Origin of the sequence: Pelistega europaea, assembly GCF_013133775.1 — a bacterium.
Classification (GTDB): domain Bacteria; phylum Pseudomonadota; class Gammaproteobacteria; order Burkholderiales; family Burkholderiaceae_B; genus Taylorella; species Taylorella europaea.
In genome coordinates this window covers 298,876-314,628 of sequence record NZ_JABGBO010000002.1, presented here as the reverse complement: position 1 = coordinate 314,628, position 15,753 = coordinate 298,876, and the positions used below count along the sequence as shown (strand labels likewise).

Sequence of the window (15,753 nt, the reverse complement as noted above, 5' to 3'; positions counted from 1 at the left end):
TACTATAATCATGAACGTATTCATACTAAACTAAGAGGACTGCCTCCTGTTCAATACAGATTACAGTCCTCTAATACTACTTCTTAATTAAACTGTCCAAGTTTATGGGGTCAGTTCATAAATAAGAATTTTTAGTCAAGGTATTCAATAGGAAAACCATAGTTTACTTAAATCACAAAGTTAAATTTGATAGAATAATGTGGTTTCTTTTAGGAGTTTATTATGAGTCAAAAGACTGTTATTCACACAGATTTAGCCCCTGCAGCTATTGGACCTTATTCTCAAGCTGTTGCTGCACCAGCGGGTAAAATGGTATTTTTGTCAGGACAAATTGGTTTAAACCCAAGTACAGGGGAGCTTGTTTCTGATAATGTGGAAGACCAAGTACGCCAAGCCTTCTCTAATCTTACTGAAGTGATTAAAGCCGCAGGTGGTTCTTTAGAAAGCATTATTAAACTCACTTTGTTTGTGACTGATTTAAAAAATTTCGGCATCGTTAATGCGGTGATGGCAGAGCTTATTCCTGAGCCATTCCCAGCGCGTTCAACTGTTGAAGTGAGTGGTCTTCCTAAGGGAGCTTTGTTTGAAGTAGAAGCTGTTATTGTGGCTTAAAGTAAACCATTATTGGGTATCTTTTGGTATTGTTTGAGTATCAAAAGATGCTCCCTTAAAGGGACTATATCCCCTTTATTCAATAACGCTGATAAGATTGTCTAGTTATAGACAGTATTCTTGTATTACCCATATACCATGTCTAGTTCTCGTCTATCTTCCCCTAAACTAACCGCTTCGCAACAGAAGATGCAAGCATTGGGGTTATTGACGGATTTTGATCTTGCCTTGCATCTGCCACTTCGCTACGAAGATGAGACGCAGATACAGACCATTGATAGTATCTATCCCGGACAACAAGTGCAGTTAGAGGGTGTGGTAGAAAATGTGGCTATTCAAATGGCTCACCGTCGCCAATTAACGGCAACTTTTCGGGATGCTACGGGCAAGCTGGCTTTGCGCTGGATTCATTTTTATGGCTCTCAAAAAACACAGTTAGAAAAAGCCGGGTTGATTCGGATTCGAGGGGAAGTAAGGGGGAGCAGTCTGTGGGGCTATGAGATTATTCATCCCAAGATAAGCAAAGCGGGGACGAGTTTACCTACCACTTTGACCCCTATTTATCCTTCAACGGAAGGGTTGACTCAACCTGTGTTACGCAAGGCGATTCAGTCTGCATTGACTCGGGTAAAACTCTTTGATAGCGTACCAGAGGCTTTGCAACAAAAATATGGTTTACCTTCCTTTAGCCAGTCTATTCATACCTTGCATAATCCCAGTGCAGAAGAAGATACGCAAAGTTTGATGGACAAAACACACCCTGCATGGGAGAGGGTGAAGTTTGATGAATTACTTGCCCAACAGATTGCTTTGCAGCTTGCTAGAGAAGAAAGAGCAAAACTACGAGCACCGCATATTAAAACTGATGATTGCTCCTTATTCGAGCAGGTCGGTCAAGCGTGTGGATTTGCTTTGACTACAGCACAACAACGTGTATTGATAGAAATAAAACAAGATTTACAGCGCCCCTTTCCCATGCATCGATTGTTGCAAGGCGATGTGGGGAGTGGTAAAACCATTGTTGCAGCACTTGCGGCAACATGGGTGCTTCAAAATGGCTATCAGGTGGCAGTGATGGCACCCACAGAGATTCTAGCCGAGCAGCACTATTTGAAAATGCAGAAATGGTTTGCGGGTACGGGCATTGAAGTGGCTTGGTTATCAGGCAGTCTTAAGGTAAAAGAAAAGCGAGAGACACAGGAGAAAATTCAGTCTGGTCATGCACATTTAGTAGTAGGTACCCAGGCCTTAATCCAAAAAGGGGTAGAGTTTGCCCATTTAGGGCTAATGATTGTCGATGAGCAGCATCGGTTTGGGGTAGAGCAACGGTTAAGTTTAAGCAAGAAAGGCGAGGATCAGCTGGAAGATATTATTCCTCATCAATTAAGTATGAGTGCAACACCCATACCACGTACTTTAGCGATGAGTTACTTAGCGGATTTAGATGTCTCTGTGATTGATGAATTACCTCCTGGTCGTCAGGCAGTATTGACTAAATTGATGAAAACAGAACGTAGAGATGAATTATTGTCTCGCCTTGCTTTAGAGTGTGAGGTAGGAAAGCAAGCCTATTGGGTCTGTCCTTTAGTAGAAGAAAGTGAGGCGTTGCAGCTACAAACAGCTGTTGATACGCACCAATATATCCAACAATACCTTCCACAATGTCGTGTAGGCTTACTTCATGGGCGTATGCATGCTGATGAAAAGGCCCAAGTGATGCAATTATTTGCTTCTCATCAGTTAGATATTTTGGTGGCAACGACGGTGATTGAAGTAGGGGTTGATGTACCTAATGCTAGTATCATGGTGATTGAACATGCTGAACGGTTTGGACTGGCTCAATTACACCAATTAAGAGGGCGTGTGGGGCGAGGTAGTACGGCATCTGTGTGTTTTTTACTTTATCAAGAACCTCTATCACAAACAGCCAAACTACGTCTTAAAGCCTTGCATGAAACTAATGATGGTTTCGTGATTGCCCAGCGTGATTTAGAACAGCGTGGTCCAGGTGAATTTTTGGGTTTGCGTCAGTCAGGAGAGCAGATGTTGCGTTTTGCCGATATTGCATTAGACCAGACTGTTTTAGAGCATGCACGAGAGGCAGCAGAAATTATGTTAAGAGACTATCCCCAAGCCGCTCATGAGCATGTAAGACGCTGGATGAAAGGACGGGAGAATTACTTGCGTTCATAGTGAGTGAATATAGTCTGTAAATAGGGAAAATTAGACGATTAAAATTAGTGTGAAGACAAAGAACTCTCCATTAATAGGGATTCATTATTATTAACAAAAAATGGGTAGAAATATTGCTTTGATTAAGCAGTGAGGGAAGTCAATATGACCTTAGTTGAACTTAAATATGTCATTGCCGTAGCACGAGAGCGTCATTTTGGACGTGCAGCAGAGGCTTGTTTTGTAAGTCAACCTACATTGTCCGTAGGTATTAAAAAGCTCGAAGAAGAGCTAGGCGTCAGCATTTTTGAGCGTGGCGGTACAGAAATCAGTGTGACCCCTATCGGTCACCGCATTGTAGAGCAAGCGCAAAAAATTTTGGAAGCTAGTGCTCATCTGAAAGAGCTTGCTAAACAAGGGCAAGATCCTCTAGCAGGGGCTTTGCGTGTCGGTGTTATTCACACTATTGGTCCTTATTTATTGCCTAAATTAGTTCGCAAACAGTTGGAGCTATTCCCACAAATGCCTTTGATTTTACAAGAAAATTTTACGGCAAATCTATTGGAATTACTTCGATTGGGTGAGTTGGATTGTGCTATTATGGCATTGCCTATCCCAGAGACTGGTTTAGAAATTATTCCTCTTTATCATGAGGAGTTTATTGCTGCAGTACCATTGCATCATCGTTGGGCCAACGCAAAATGTATTCATACAGAAGATTTGAAGCAAGAGACAATGTTGCTATTGGGTAAAGGGCATTGTTTCCGAGATCAGGTGTTAGAAGTCTGTCCTGAGATGGCACGATTTTCTTCTTCAGAAGAAGGGATGCAACGCTCTTTTGAAGGCTCTTCTCTAGAAACTATTCGCCATATGGTGGCAGCAGGTCTAGGGATTACTCTATTACCTCAAAGTGCCGTCCCTGAAGATTTGCAAACAGATGACAATAGCTTTGTGCGTTATATTCCTTTGTCTAAGCCAGTTCCGTCGCGTGAAGTAGTACTTGTCTGGCGTCGTAGTTTCACACGTCAACCAGCAATAGATGCTTTGGTTGACGTGGTTAAAAGCTGTGGACTACCTGGTGTGAAAATTATAAACAATCCTTAAACAAAGTGGTCAAGGCATCATCTACAGGAGTTTGTTGTTGTAGTATAACGCTGGTGCGTATTTTGTCTAAAGCAGCCTCTATTTCAAAAGTAGCACGAGGCTCATCAAGCTCTGTGCCGGGGACCTTCCCGGTGTAGAGGTTGCTTGTTATGGGAGTAAAGCTAGCCGTGGGGTAGCTGCGTTTGAGCTGTGATTCAAGGCAGCCTAGGTATTGCTTGAGTATCTTAGTGCTGGAGGAGTGCAAAGTAGTTACCATAGCAGGAGAGCTAGTGCTAGGTGGTTCGCTAGAGGCACAAGCACTGAGAGTCGTCGCTATGATAGATAAACAAAACAGGGATTTTATTGACATAATATCTCCAACTAATAAGTGTCGAATAATATCTTATTATACTGGATTAGACAATGTTGTAGGGACTATTAATCCCCGTATTAAAGGGGTCTGCCTTGGGTCGCGATAATACCAGTCTTTGGTCTGGTACTGCTAATCTTTCACCTATGGTACTACCTTTAGTCTAGAAGAGATTAAGGGGTTGGGGTATTTAGTTTTATATTTTCACCGACAGCAATGTGGTGCTGGGTAAACCAACCTTGATTTACTTCAAGAGCAAACATAGCATCTTGAGATGAACAGATAGAAGTTTCATCAAGTGGTTGCATATCAAAAATATCAACAATAGTACCTTGATGATTAATGTAAGCAATAGAGAGGGGAATAAAAGTATTATGCATCCAAAAACAGCGTCTTTGGGAGTCAGGAAAGACAAAAAGCATTCCTGCATTTGGAGCTAACTCACGGCGATACATCAACCCTCTAGCACGAGAGAAATCATCATCTACAATTTCTGCATTGATTGTGGATTGGTGTATGTGCAAAGTGGCGGTCATAGCCAAATCGGCAACCGTAGTGGCATTAAGAGGGGAGAGTGCTTTAATGGCAGTCTGATTGACTGATGATGAGTTGGATACTGTATCAGCATATGCGGTAGTAGCGACCCAGCTGGTAGAGGTCATCACGGTAAAAAACACGCCCAAGGCAAATGAGCGTGTTTTTTGCAAAAATACCTGCTTAACCATCCTTATTTGTTTTATCATTTTGATGCTAAAGTGATTGAGTTTCTCAATCGCTGTTATCCTATGTTTACTCTATTTAAGAGGGACAGACAATGAATAGAAAATAACATCTTAAAACGAAATAATTTATTAGACAAGCAGAGAATCCCCTTCCCTAAACTCTTGTGATGTTGAGGGCTAGTTTGCCTTTGGGCCCATCCACAAGTTCAAAGCTAACACGTTGTCCTTCTTTGAGCGTTTTAAAGCCGTCCATTTGGATAGCAGAAAAATGAGCAAATAAGTCTTCTGTGCTATTATCAGGAGTGATAAAGCCAAAGCCCTTGGCATCGTTGAACCATTTGACCGTACCTAGTTGTTTCGGTGCAGATTCTGCAGTGGTATTTTCAGACATAATAATTCCTACCTTTTTTGAAACGATTCTTTGTTATGATGAGATGAAATATAATTTTCGTCAATCCATGAAAGTACTAATAAATGTATAAAATAGTATGTTTTGCTGAAAACTTGCTTCTTTGCGTGTTTAAAACAACATTTTCTAGTGCGTGTGTTTCATTTAAGTGCGTTTTTACACGGGGTAGTATTAAAACAAGGGTTATAACACATGTAAAAGTATGGTTAATATTTCACCAAGGGTTGAAAAGTCGCTACAATAGGGACAACAATACGTATTGAAATGGACTATGAGCACCTCTACACTGACAGAAAACAGACAAACAACACGTCTTCAACCACCATCTCGTTATAGTGTGGTATTACTCAATGATGACTACACTCCTATGGATTTTGTGGTGAGGGTATTGCAGTTGTTTTTCAATAAAAATCTCGATCAAGCGACACAAATTATGTTGGAGGTTCATTACAAAGGCAAAGGCGTTTGTGGTACTTATACACAAGATATTGCTGCAACAAAGGTATCTCAGGTGAACCACTATGCAAGAGAACACCAGCATCCTTTGCTATGTACTATGGAGCAGATATGATTTCAGAAGAACTAGAATTGACTATTCAAAAAGCGTTCATTATGGCACAAGCAGCTCGACACGAGTTTCTTACAGTGGAGCATTTATTGCTTGCTTTATTGGACAACCGTTCTGCCAAACAGGTTTTAGAGGGCTGTGACGCTAATCTAGCTCTATTGCATAAGCAGTTGGATGAGTTTATTGATGAAAATACGCCACGGTTACCATTAGGGAATCGTCGGTCTATGGATAATCCGTCAGAAACCTCAATTAAAAATTCATCAAGCTCACAGCGTACACCACAGTCCTCTATAGACAAAAATGTTGGACATGACACCAAGGGCAGCTCAGAAGAAGAGGGTAATAGCGAGGATTACGATTTTGAGACACAGCCAACTTTGGGTTTTCAACGAGTTATCCAACGTGCTGTCTTAAGTATGTCGGATAAATCGCAACGCACCAAAGGAGTAGAGGGTGCTGATATATTGGTATCCATTTTTTCAGAAAGAGATTCGCATGCAGTTTTCTTTTTGGAAGAGCAAGGTATTACACGGCTTAAAGTCACTCAATTCATCTCTCATGGTGCAGTGGAGTCTCGCCCTACAGAGAAAACAGCAGGGGTATCGCCAACTTCAGAAGACAAACGTTCAGCCCTAGAATTGTATACGCTGAACTATAACCAGTTGGCAGCAGAAGGTAAGATTGACCCATTGATTGGGCGAGATAGTGAGCTAGAACGTGTCATTCAGGTACTTTGTCGTCGACGCAAGAATAACCCTCTACTTGTAGGTGAGGCGGGAGTAGGCAAAACAGCTATTGCTGAAGGTCTAGCCTTGAAAATTGTGCATCAGGAAGTTCCAGACGTGTTATCTGAGGCTGTAGTTTATGGTTTAGATATTGGAGTGCTGTTAGCAGGGACCAAGTTTCGCGGAGATTTTGAACAACGGTTGAAAAAACTTCTTAAAGAGCTAGAAGACTTACCTCATGCAATTTTATTCGTAGATGAAATTCATACGATTATTGGAGCAGGCTCAACCTCGGGCAATTCTATGGATGCCTCTAATTTGTTGAAACCGGCCCTTTCTTCTGGTCGTTTACGCTGCATGGGAGCGACGACTTATCAAGAGTATCGTGGGGTTTTTGAAAAAGACCATGCTTTATCGCGTCGTTTCCAAAAAGTAGAAATTGCTGAGCCTAGCATAGCGGATACTATTGCGATTCTCAAGGGATTACAACCTCGCTTTGAAAAATTTCATGATATTCAGTATTCAGAAGAGGCTTTGGTGGCTGCGGCTGAGTTGTCTGCACGCTATATTAATGACCGACATTTGCCGGATAAGGCTATTGATGTGATTGATGAGGCAGGGGCTGCCCAGCGTATTCTTCCTGTAGAGCAAAGAGTAGAGCAAATAGGGAAAGCAGAAATCGAAACTGTTATTAGCAAGATGGCTCGTATCCCTGCCCAAACTGTGTCTGTTGATGATGTGAATAAACTCTCTACGCTAGAGCGTGATTTAAAAACCTTAGTATTTGGGCAAAATGCGGCTATTGAGGCGCTGACTGCGGTGATTAAGATGTCTCGTTCTGGTTTGGGTAAGACGGATAAACCCATTGGTTCATTCTTATTCTCGGGTCCAACAGGTGTTGGTAAAACTGAAGTAGCCAAGCAGCTTGCGCAGATTCTTGGGGTGGAGTTGCTACGTTTTGATATGTCAGAGTATATGGAGCGTCATGCGGTAGCTAGGTTAATCGGAGCTCCTCCTGGCTATGTGGGATTTGAGCAAGGTGGGTTATTGACCGAAGCAGTAAGTAAAAATCCGCATGCTGTGCTATTACTTGATGAAATAGAAAAAGCACATCCAGATATTTTTAATATCCTGCTTCAAGTGATGGATCATGGTACTTTGACGGATAATAACGGGCGTAAAGCTGATTTTCGTAATATTGTAATCATCATGACGACGAATGCCGGAGCACAGTTATTAAATACCAAAGCTATTGGATTTCATAATGTCCGACAAGCAGGTGATGAGATGGTGGAAATTAAACGCACCTTTACACCAGAATTTCGTAATCGTTTGGATGCTATTATTCCATTTGCACCTTTGACTAAAGAAGTAATTCTACGTGTAGTAGACAAGTTCTTACTCGAATTGGAGCAACAGTTACAAGCCAAACAAGTGGAGGTTACTTTCTCTGATAAGCTGCGTGAGTATCTTGCAGATAAAGGGTTTGATCCACTGATGGGGGCTCGTCCAATGCAGCGTCTTATCCAAGACCTCATCCGTAAGGCATTAGCAGAAGAATTGTTGTTTGGTCGTCTGATAGATGGTGGTAGTGTGGACGTAGATATTGATGCCAAACATGAGGTACAGTTAAATTTTGATCGAGATAAGAAGGTGAAGCGTCCGCGTAAAAACGCCAAGAAAACAGTAGAAGAGGCTTGATATTTGTGGAAATTTGAGACGTAATAAGGAATATCCTTGTTTTTCTTGTCTTACCTTGTTAGTATCATGCTGTAATTAGACAGGCTGGCAGAGGAAACTGTCAGCTTATTTTCATTTTTGGATTATTACTATCATGAAAAAATTATATGCCGCTTTATTGACTACATTGTTTACGCCAGCCTTGGCAAATGCTGATATGGTTGTAGGAGTTGATTTATCATCCACAGGCCCTGCCGCTGCAATTGGTATTCAATCTCAAAATGCCATTGATTTATGGCCTCAGACAATGGGCGGTGAAAAAGTACGTTATGTCGTGCTGGATGATGGTTCTGACGTGAGTAATGCAGTTAAAAATACCCGTAAATTTACTTCAGAAGATAAGGTGGATTTAATCGTAGGACCTAATCTTACAGCAGCTGCCTTAGCAATGCTAGATGTATTAAGAGAGAGTGAAACACCAATGATTGCCCTGGCAGCTGGTGGGGTTATTGTACAAAATCCAGACGGTACGCCTCCTGCCAAGGATCCAGGTCGTCGATGGGCCTTCAAAATGCCTCAGAATGATGTATTAATGGCAAATGTGATTGTGAATGATATGCTCAATAAAGGTTACAAGAAGGTTGCCTTTATTGGCTTTGCTGACTCTTACGGAGATGTTTGGTGGTCTGAATTTAACAAGGCTGCCAACGCTAAAATTAAAGTGGTAGCACGAGAGTCTTTTAATCGAACAGATACCTCAGTAGCTGGGCAGGTACTTAAATTGCTGTCTGCCAAGCCGGATGCTATTTTAATCGCAGGGGCTGGTACACCTGCTGTGTTACCAGAGCGAACTTTGCGGGAGCGAGGTTATGCAGGACCGATTTATCAAACACATGGCATTGGGACATTAGAGGTCTTACAAATCGGTGGCAAAGCGATGGAAGGAACCTTATTCCCTACAGGCCCTGGTGTGGTAGCACGAGGTTTACCTGATAGCAATCCTGTCAAGAAAGTAGCTTTAGACTTTACACAGAAATACGAGGCCAAGCATGGGGCAAATACAGCGACTCAGTTTGCTGGGGATGCTTATGGTGCATGGATGTTGGCTGACCAAGCAGTAACACATGCACTTAAGACCGGTGCTAAACCCGGTACAGTGGAGTTTCGTCGAGCATTGCGTGATGCTCTAGAAAATACTAAAGAGTTAGTGGTGCCTAATGGTGTATTTAACATCACGCCAGATAATCACCAAGGCTTTGACCACCGAGCAGCCGTACTAGGTATTATTAAAGATGGTCAATTCCAATATGCTGGTGATAAGTAACAGAGCATGTTTAATGATTGGTGGCAAGCATTTCGATGAATTTCATCACTTTCAATCATCCACATTTTCTGTTAAATTAATGGTCGAGTGATTTGTTCAAGTATTTTGCTTATCTTATTGGACGACTTGCTGTGCTATAGCTCACCAAGTCGTTTTATTATACGGTCAGATTTTTACTGACACTTCTTAGGAGGAGTAAAGCATGTCTTTACAAAAGCACGACTTCCCATCATGGATTCAACCAGATAATCCAGGACCATGGGGAATTTTCTTACAACAGATTGACCGCGTAGCCCCATATTTGGGTAGCCTTAGTCGCTGGATTGAAACTTTAAAACGTCCCAAACGTGCATTGATTGTAGATATTCCTATTGAATTAGATAACGGTACGATTGCACATTTTGAAGGGTATCGTGTTCAACATAACCTATCCCTAGGTCCAGGTAAAGGTGGGGTGCGCTTCCACCAGGATGTATGCTTATCTGAGGTTATGGCATTGGCTGGTTGGATGTCGATTAAAAATGCAGCTATTAACCTACCTTATGGTGGTGCCAAAGGGGGTATCCGCATCGATGTTAGCAAATATTCTCGCAAAGAGCTAGAAAAAGTCACTCGCCGCTACACTAGTGAGATTGGCTTGATTATCGGTCCTCAAAAAGACATTCCTGCACCAGATGTAAACACCAATCCACAGGTGATGGCTTGGATGATGGATACTTATTCACAAAATATTGGTACGACAGCTACCGGTGTAGTGACAGGTAAGCCTATTGCTTTGGGTGGTAGTCTAGGTCGTGTTGAGGCGACAGGTCGCGGTGTCTTTGTAGTGGCCTGCGAAGCTGCTCGTGACAAGGGTTTATCCATTCCTGGTGCCAGAGTAGCCGTGCAAGGTTTTGGTAATGTAGGAGGTACAGCCGCTCGCTTATTTGCTGAAGCAGGTGCATTGGTTGTGGCTGTGGCAGATCATACTGGCATTATATTTAATGCCAATGGTTTAAATATCCCTGCATTGACAGACTATGTGGCTGAACATAAAGGAGTCAAAGGATTCCCAGAGGCAGAGGCCATTGAAGCCGATAAATTCTGGGGGGCAGAGGTGGATATTCTTATTCCTGCTGCACTAGAGCAACAAATTACACTAGAAAATGTCGATTTAATTAAGGCAAAAATCATTGTAGAAGGGGCTAATGGTCCTACTACACCACAGGCGGACGATGTATTAAGTCAAAAAGGTGTTTACCTAGTACCTGATGTTATTGCTAATGCTGGTGGTGTAACAGTGTCGTACTTTGAATGGGTACAAGACTTTTCTAGCTTCTTCTGGACAGAAGATGAGATTAACCAACGCTTAGAGCGTATTATGCGCCAAGCCTATCGTTCGATTTCTGAGGTGGCTCAGCAACATGGGGTTAGCTTGCGTACAGCCGCATATATCGTGGCGTGCTCACGCATCTTGCAAGCACGTGACTTACGCGGTTTATATCCTTAATAAGAGGCTTGGTTGTCTTTGAACAAAAGACAAAGCTGATTTTTAAAGGGCTGGGGCAGATAACTGTCCCAGCCCTTTCGCTGTCACGGGTTGTTTCAACAGATGAGAATCCATTTAACAACCTGTAGCACATAAACTCAATATTGTGCTAGCTGTAGTGAAACACTTTAATTGATAAGATTTCCTTAATCAATCTTAGCATTAGCAGTTTTGACAACCTCTTTGTATTTTGCCAGTTCCTTCTTGGCAAACTCAGCAAAATCCGCTGCAGTGCCTGCTTTAAGTGCAGAACCCATGGTTTCTAGCTGTTTTTGAACTGCAGGATCATTCATAGCGGTGGCATAAAGCTGATTAAGCTTATTAATCACAGCTTCTGGTGTACCTGCTGGAGCCACAATACCAAACCAAGTACCAATATCAAAATCCTTTACCCCTTGCTCTTCTAGTGTAGGTAACTTGGGCAAGAAAGGAGAGCGTTCATGTGTACTAACGGCTAGGGCTACGACTTTACCATCATCAATAAGCGTTTTGGCAGAAGCTAGGTTATCAAACATAAGCTGAGTTTGATTGGCTAAAAGAGATAGCTTGGCTGGGTTTGCACCTTGGAAAGGGGCGTGTACAATATCTAAATCCAATTTTGCTTTAAGTAGTTCACCAGCAAGATGTCCAGCACTACCAGTACCACCAGAAGCATAATTCAACTTGCCAGGATTCGCTTTGATATAGTCAATTAGCTTTTGCACAGAATCTATTTTTTCAGCTTGGGCGAATTCTTTATTAAGAATAAGTACATTAGGAACATCCGCAACAAGCAATACTGGGGCAAAATCTTTACTTGCATCAAAAGGAATCTTGCTGTAAATCCAAGGGTTAATCGCCATAGTGGCTACAGCTCCCATGGCTAAAGTATAACCATCGGCTTTTTCTTTGAGCATAGTACTAATACCGATATTGCCACCTGCTCCAGCTTTGTTTTCTACAATCACTGTTTGTCCTGAGGCTTTTTGGACTTTTTCACCAAGAAGTCGGGCTACTGTATCTAATGGACCACCGGGAGCATAGGGAACAATAAAACGAATATTATTTTGCGGAAAACTATCTTGTGCAAATGCAGTGTGAGTACTGAAAGTTGATGAGAGACCCACTATAAGAGAAAGAATCAGTTTCTTCGTCAATGTCATAATGTATATCCTAGAAAGTTGAAAACCTTAACCACGCCCAGTGCTACCAAAGCCACCAGCACCCCGATCACTGCTTTCAAAATCATCCACAATATTAAATTCGACTTGTTGCACAGGGACGATAACTAGTTGAGCCATGCGTTCCATAGGCTCAAGTTTAAAAGCTGTTTGGCTACGATTCCATACAGAAACCATTAGTTGGCCTTGATAATCAGAGTCAATAAGTCCGACTAGATTACCTAATACGATACCATGTTTATGTCCCAATCCAGAGCGAGGGAGAATAACTGCTGCATAACCTGGGTCTGCTAGATGGATAGCCAAACCAGTAGGGACAAGAACAGTTTGCTGAGGTTCTATAATAATGGCTTCATCTAAGCATGCACGCAGGTCTAATCCCGCAGACCCAGCAGTGGCATAGGCGGGAAGTTGTTCTTTCATGCGTTCATCTAAAATTTTTAAATCGACTTTCATGATATTTCCGTAGTAGCGTGTTGTATTTCTAAAAAAGAAAAAAATAAATACCTACATATACGAGTAAATAGGACTTTTGTTTGTTTTAAAAATATAAAAACCACTTACCCAAGTAAACTGCTTATGATTTTCATTTGGTTGAATTATCCTTAGAGTCATTTTCTTGCGGGTGAGTATTGTTTTTGTGTTTGCGAGGGATGAGAAAATAAGCTACCATCCCAACCCCCAAGACCACAGATAAAATGGTGAGAATACCCTCAATGCCCAGCCCTGATTTATCAGCAATCATTTGAGTGCCTTTGGCAGAAAAATATCCCGGAGATAACATGATGGGTACCCAAAGAATGGCTGAAGCAATATTCGCAAATTGGAATTTAGCCCTAGGTAACTCCATAATGCCAGCAACTGTAGGAATAGTGGAGCGGATAGGCCCCATAAAACGTCCCAAGAAAACTGATAATGTGCCGTGTTTATCAAAGAATTTACGGGTAGCAATAAACACGCCAATGTGGCGTTGCAAGAGTGGTTTTTTAGTAATATCCCAGCCTAACCAACGGCCAATGGCATAAGAGACTGAGTCTCCAATAATAGCACCAATAATGCCTCCAACAAGTACGGGAGCCCAGTGCAATGTACCTGTACCCACTAATGCTCCTGTAAAAATGAGGATGGCTGTAGCAGGAATCATAATGCCAATGACAAGTAATGATTCACCAAAGCAAAGTAAACCAATGATGAGGGCTGACCAAGATTGGTGTTCGGCGATGAATTGATTGATTAAATCAATATAATGCTGCATAGAGTTTTCTTCTTGTGAAATAGATTACGATATTTTGGAGGGGATGGTGGTAACTTACAGAGAATATCTTATTATTTGCTGTAAATGGCACCATACCAAATAATGCATTGTAGCATTGATTTTCTTAACACAACCTTAATGAAACTGTTAGTGTGGATAGCGTTCGCTAATTGCTCGGATAATCACTTGTGCAGCAGTGGTTTTATCCATGCTAGGAAGAGGGTGCTCTCCTTGTTCATCAAACAATACCATTGTTGTATCATCAGCATGCATAACATGCTGTGCTAAGTTGCCAATTAAGAGAGGAATACCCTTACGCAAGCGTTTGGCTTGTGCATATTCACTGAGATTTTCAGTTTCAGCAGCGAAACCTACACACCAAGGTCCATTGGGTAGAGCAGCGACTTCTGCCAAAATATCTGGGTTTGGGGCAAACTCCAGCGACAATCCAGCTTTATCTTGCTTCTTTTGTTTTTGTTCGCTGTAATTACTCACATACCAGTCTGCAACAGCGGCCACACTGATAAAAATGTCTGCTTGAGAGGCTTTGTCCATCACCACTTGATACATCTCACGAGCTGTACGGACATATTCTGTCTGTACCCCATAAGGGGTTGCCAAAGCGGTTGGACCACTCACTAGATATACTTTTGCTCCAGCATTAAATGCTGCTTGAGCAATAGCATATCCCATTTTTCCAGAAGACTTGTTGGTAATGACACGGACAGGATCAATAGGCTCTTCTGTAGGTCCTGCAGTGATAAGTACTCGTTTGCCTTGCAGATATTTAGGGGTAAAAAAAGCATGTGTTTGAGCTACCAATTGGTGAGGTTCTAGCATACGCCCTGCACCCACTTCTCCGCAGGCTTGCTCTCCATAGGCTGGTCCCCATAGATATACGCCGTCTTGTAGTAAAGTCTGTACATTTCGTTGTGTAGCTGGATTTGCCCACATTTCACGATTCATGGCAGGAGCAATGGCAAGAGGGCAGTTACCACGAGCAAGACACAATGTCGATAGCAAGTCATCTGCCATACCATGGCTAAGTTTTGCCATAAAGTCAGCACTACAAGGAGCAATGAGAATTAAGTCTGCCTGGCGACTAAGATGAATATGTGCCATGCTGTCTGCCATGCGAGCATCTTGTGTCAAGGTAAACACAGGTTGGCCACTTAAGGCTTGCATGGTGGTGGGGGTGATAAAATGTGTTGCCCCTTCAGTCATAACAACAGTGACCTTGGCTCCTTGCTCCATCAAGCGACGACATAGTTCTGCACTTTTGTAGCAGGCAATGCCACCTGTCAGTCCAAGAATGATGTGTTTACCTTTCATAATCGTCCTTTAGGTAATAATAAGGATATTTTAAACTGTACTACTTTTGGTCTAGTAAATTAGAGGGCAGTAGGGGACTTTTAAAGAAATTTCTTTATTCAACAGATTAGGAGGGTAGGTGTTCCTCTGTCTTTTTCCTAGAGAAAAAAATCTCTTCTACTATAATCAAGGTTGTCCCTACCGTAATAAAACAATCCGCTAGATTAAATGCAGGAAAATAAAATCCCCAATCATCCCAATAAAAGAGTAAAAAATCAATGACATGTCCTAATACAACACGGTCAATAACATTGCCTAAAGCTCCAGCAAAAATCAGTGTAATCGCAGTACAAAAAAGTGGCTTACCACGGTTTTTATTCAATAAGTAGAGAATAAAAGCACATGCAGCTAGTCCTAATCCAATAAATGCCCAGCGCTGCCACCCACCAGCTCCAGCTCCAAAACTAAAAGCTGCCCCTGTGTTGTAGACGAGAATAAAATCAAAAAAAGGTAGTAGATTAACACGCTCACCAAAAGCAAAATGAAGCTCAAAATACCATTTACTTGCTTGGTCTAAGACAATAAGAATAAGTGCTAGTAATAACCAAAAAGGAATAGGTTTGGGTTTGTTATAGGTCATGGGTATCCTTTGTTGAGTCCATTTATTATATGCTTTATTTGCATCATAAAGTATATGGTGCTTGCTTATGCTGGATTCATTATAACGCCCCAATACAATCACAAAAATGCGTTTGCCTTGGGGCGAAATAACTTTATTTTGGTAGTGAATACTAGCTAAATGGCTGTACCACCTAGCTAGTGTGGAGTCCT

The 15,753-nt window shown here is 41.9% G+C and carries 16 protein-coding genes; 8 read left to right on the top strand and 8 right to left on the bottom strand.

All coding sequences use genetic code 11. The annotated features are described in order from the left end of the window. The 4 genes from HKX40_RS10875 to HKX40_RS02945 form a co-directional block, all read left to right on the top strand. Positions 1–87 (top strand): IS3 family transposase (locus HKX40_RS10875; protein WP_425500432.1); only part of this gene is annotated, 87 nt, incomplete at its 5' end. Positions 88–222: 135 nt separating this feature from the next. Then, positions 223–612 carry a Rid family detoxifying hydrolase gene (locus tag HKX40_RS02955; RefSeq protein ID WP_171588056.1) on the top strand — a complete coding sequence of 130 codons (390 nt, stop codon included), beginning with the start codon at positions 223–225 and terminating at the stop codon, positions 610–612. A gap of 138 nt (positions 613–750) precedes the next feature. Beyond that, positions 751–2,805 carry an ATP-dependent DNA helicase RecG gene (gene recG, locus HKX40_RS02950; protein ID WP_171588055.1) on the top strand — a complete coding sequence of 685 codons (2,055 nt, stop codon included), beginning with the start codon at positions 751–753 and terminating at the stop codon, positions 2,803–2,805. A gap of 144 nt (positions 2,806–2,949) precedes the next feature. Further along, positions 2,950–3,888 carry a LysR substrate-binding domain-containing protein gene (locus tag HKX40_RS02945; protein ID WP_171588054.1) on the top strand — a complete coding sequence of 313 codons (939 nt, stop codon included), beginning with the start codon at positions 2,950–2,952 and terminating at the stop codon, positions 3,886–3,888. On the opposite strand, the gene HKX40_RS02940 is transcribed toward HKX40_RS02945, so the two are convergent. From HKX40_RS02940 to HKX40_RS02930, 3 genes are all read right to left on the bottom strand, one after another. Further along, positions 3,872–4,237, bottom strand: coding sequence for a hypothetical protein (locus HKX40_RS02940; protein WP_171588053.1), 366 nt, complete (start codon positions 4,235–4,237; stop codon positions 3,872–3,874). The two genes, HKX40_RS02945 and HKX40_RS02940, sit on opposite strands and share 17 nt — an antisense overlap. Positions 4,238–4,410: 173 nt before the next feature. After that, positions 4,411–4,980 (bottom strand): DUF192 domain-containing protein, encoded by a 570-nt coding sequence (locus HKX40_RS02935; RefSeq protein ID WP_171588052.1) that lies wholly within the window; start codon positions 4,978–4,980, stop codon positions 4,411–4,413. Between the two features lie 133 nt (positions 4,981–5,113). Continuing rightward, complete coding sequence (locus HKX40_RS02930) at positions 5,114–5,350, bottom strand: cold-shock protein (protein WP_171588051.1); 237 nt, start codon at positions 5,348–5,350, stop codon at positions 5,114–5,116. Between the two features lie 289 nt (positions 5,351–5,639). Here HKX40_RS02930 and clpS point away from each other — a divergent pair, with 289 nt between their 5' ends. The 4 genes from clpS to HKX40_RS02910 all read left to right on the top strand — a co-directional run bounded on the left by clpS (position 5,640) and on the right by HKX40_RS02910 (position 11,157). After that, positions 5,640–5,939 (top strand): ATP-dependent Clp protease adapter ClpS, encoded by a 300-nt coding sequence (gene clpS, locus HKX40_RS02925; protein WP_171588050.1) that lies wholly within the window; start codon positions 5,640–5,642, stop codon positions 5,937–5,939. Continuing rightward, positions 5,936–8,365, top strand: coding sequence for an ATP-dependent Clp protease ATP-binding subunit ClpA (gene clpA / locus HKX40_RS02920; protein ID WP_216605146.1), 2,430 nt, complete (start codon positions 5,936–5,938; stop codon positions 8,363–8,365). The genes clpS and clpA overlap by 4 nt, the downstream gene beginning before the upstream one ends. Before the next feature lie 121 nt (positions 8,366–8,486). Next, a complete protein-coding gene (locus HKX40_RS02915; protein ID WP_171588082.1) occupies positions 8,487–9,668 on the top strand; it encodes an ABC transporter substrate-binding protein in 1,182 nt (393 codons plus the stop codon). 202 nt (positions 9,669–9,870) lie between these two features. Continuing rightward, positions 9,871–11,157 carry a Glu/Leu/Phe/Val family dehydrogenase gene (locus HKX40_RS02910; protein WP_171588049.1) on the top strand — a complete coding sequence of 429 codons (1,287 nt, stop codon included), beginning with the start codon at positions 9,871–9,873 and terminating at the stop codon, positions 11,155–11,157. A gap of 185 nt (positions 11,158–11,342) precedes the next feature. Here the strand turns inward: HKX40_RS02910 and HKX40_RS02905 are convergent, their stop codons facing one another. From HKX40_RS02905 to lspA, 5 genes are all read right to left on the bottom strand, one after another. Continuing rightward, complete coding sequence (locus HKX40_RS02905; protein WP_171588048.1) at positions 11,343–12,338, bottom strand: Bug family tripartite tricarboxylate transporter substrate binding protein; 996 nt, start codon at positions 12,336–12,338, stop codon at positions 11,343–11,345. Positions 12,339–12,365: 27 nt separating this feature from the next. After that, a complete protein-coding gene (gene dut, locus HKX40_RS02900; RefSeq protein ID WP_216605144.1) occupies positions 12,366–12,812 on the bottom strand; it encodes a dUTP diphosphatase in 447 nt (148 codons plus the stop codon). A 130-nt stretch (positions 12,813–12,942) separates the two neighbouring features. Further along, on the bottom strand, positions 12,943–13,611 hold the full coding sequence (locus HKX40_RS02895) for a DedA family protein (protein WP_171588047.1): 669 nt from the start codon (positions 13,609–13,611) through the stop codon (positions 12,943–12,945). Between the two features lie 147 nt (positions 13,612–13,758). Then, positions 13,759–14,943 carry a bifunctional phosphopantothenoylcysteine decarboxylase/phosphopantothenate--cysteine ligase CoaBC gene (coaBC, locus tag HKX40_RS02890; RefSeq protein WP_171588046.1) on the bottom strand — a complete coding sequence of 395 codons (1,185 nt, stop codon included), beginning with the start codon at positions 14,941–14,943 and terminating at the stop codon, positions 13,759–13,761. A 106-nt stretch (positions 14,944–15,049) separates the two neighbouring features. Continuing rightward, entirely contained in the window at positions 15,050–15,562 is a 513-nt protein-coding gene (lspA, locus tag HKX40_RS02885; protein WP_171588045.1) for a signal peptidase II, read from the bottom strand. Positions 15,563–15,753: the final 191 nt, after the last annotated feature.

Coding starts and splice junctions, on each gene's coding strand:
- HKX40_RS02955 (WP_171588056.1), top strand. CDS start 223: ATGAGTCAAAAGACTGTTATTCACACAGATTTAGCCCCTGCAGCTATT.
- recG (WP_171588055.1), top strand. CDS start 751: ATGTCTAGTTCTCGTCTATCTTCCCCTAAACTAACCGCTTCGCAACAG.
- HKX40_RS02945 (WP_171588054.1), top strand. CDS start 2,950: ATGACCTTAGTTGAACTTAAATATGTCATTGCCGTAGCACGAGAGCGT.
- HKX40_RS02940 (WP_171588053.1), bottom strand. CDS start 4,237: ATGTCAATAAAATCCCTGTTTTGTTTATCTATCATAGCGACGACTCTC.
- HKX40_RS02935 (WP_171588052.1), bottom strand. CDS start 4,980: ATGATAAAACAAATAAGGATGGTTAAGCAGGTATTTTTGCAAAAAACA.
- HKX40_RS02930 (WP_171588051.1), bottom strand. CDS start 5,350: ATGTCTGAAAATACCACTGCAGAATCTGCACCGAAACAACTAGGTACG.
- clpS (WP_171588050.1), top strand. CDS start 5,640: ATGAGCACCTCTACACTGACAGAAAACAGACAAACAACACGTCTTCAA.
- clpA (WP_216605146.1), top strand. CDS start 5,936: ATGATTTCAGAAGAACTAGAATTGACTATTCAAAAAGCGTTCATTATG.
- HKX40_RS02910 (WP_171588049.1), top strand. CDS start 9,871: ATGTCTTTACAAAAGCACGACTTCCCATCATGGATTCAACCAGATAAT.
- HKX40_RS02905 (WP_171588048.1), bottom strand. CDS start 12,338: ATGACATTGACGAAGAAACTGATTCTTTCTCTTATAGTGGGTCTCTCA.
- dut (WP_216605144.1), bottom strand. CDS start 12,812: ATGAAAGTCGATTTAAAAATTTTAGATGAACGCATGAAAGAACAACTT.
- HKX40_RS02895 (WP_171588047.1), bottom strand. CDS start 13,611: ATGCAGCATTATATTGATTTAATCAATCAATTCATCGCCGAACACCAA.
- coaBC (WP_171588046.1), bottom strand. CDS start 14,943: ATGAAAGGTAAACACATCATTCTTGGACTGACAGGTGGCATTGCCTGC.
- lspA (WP_171588045.1), bottom strand. CDS start 15,562: ATGACCTATAACAAACCCAAACCTATTCCTTTTTGGTTATTACTAGCA.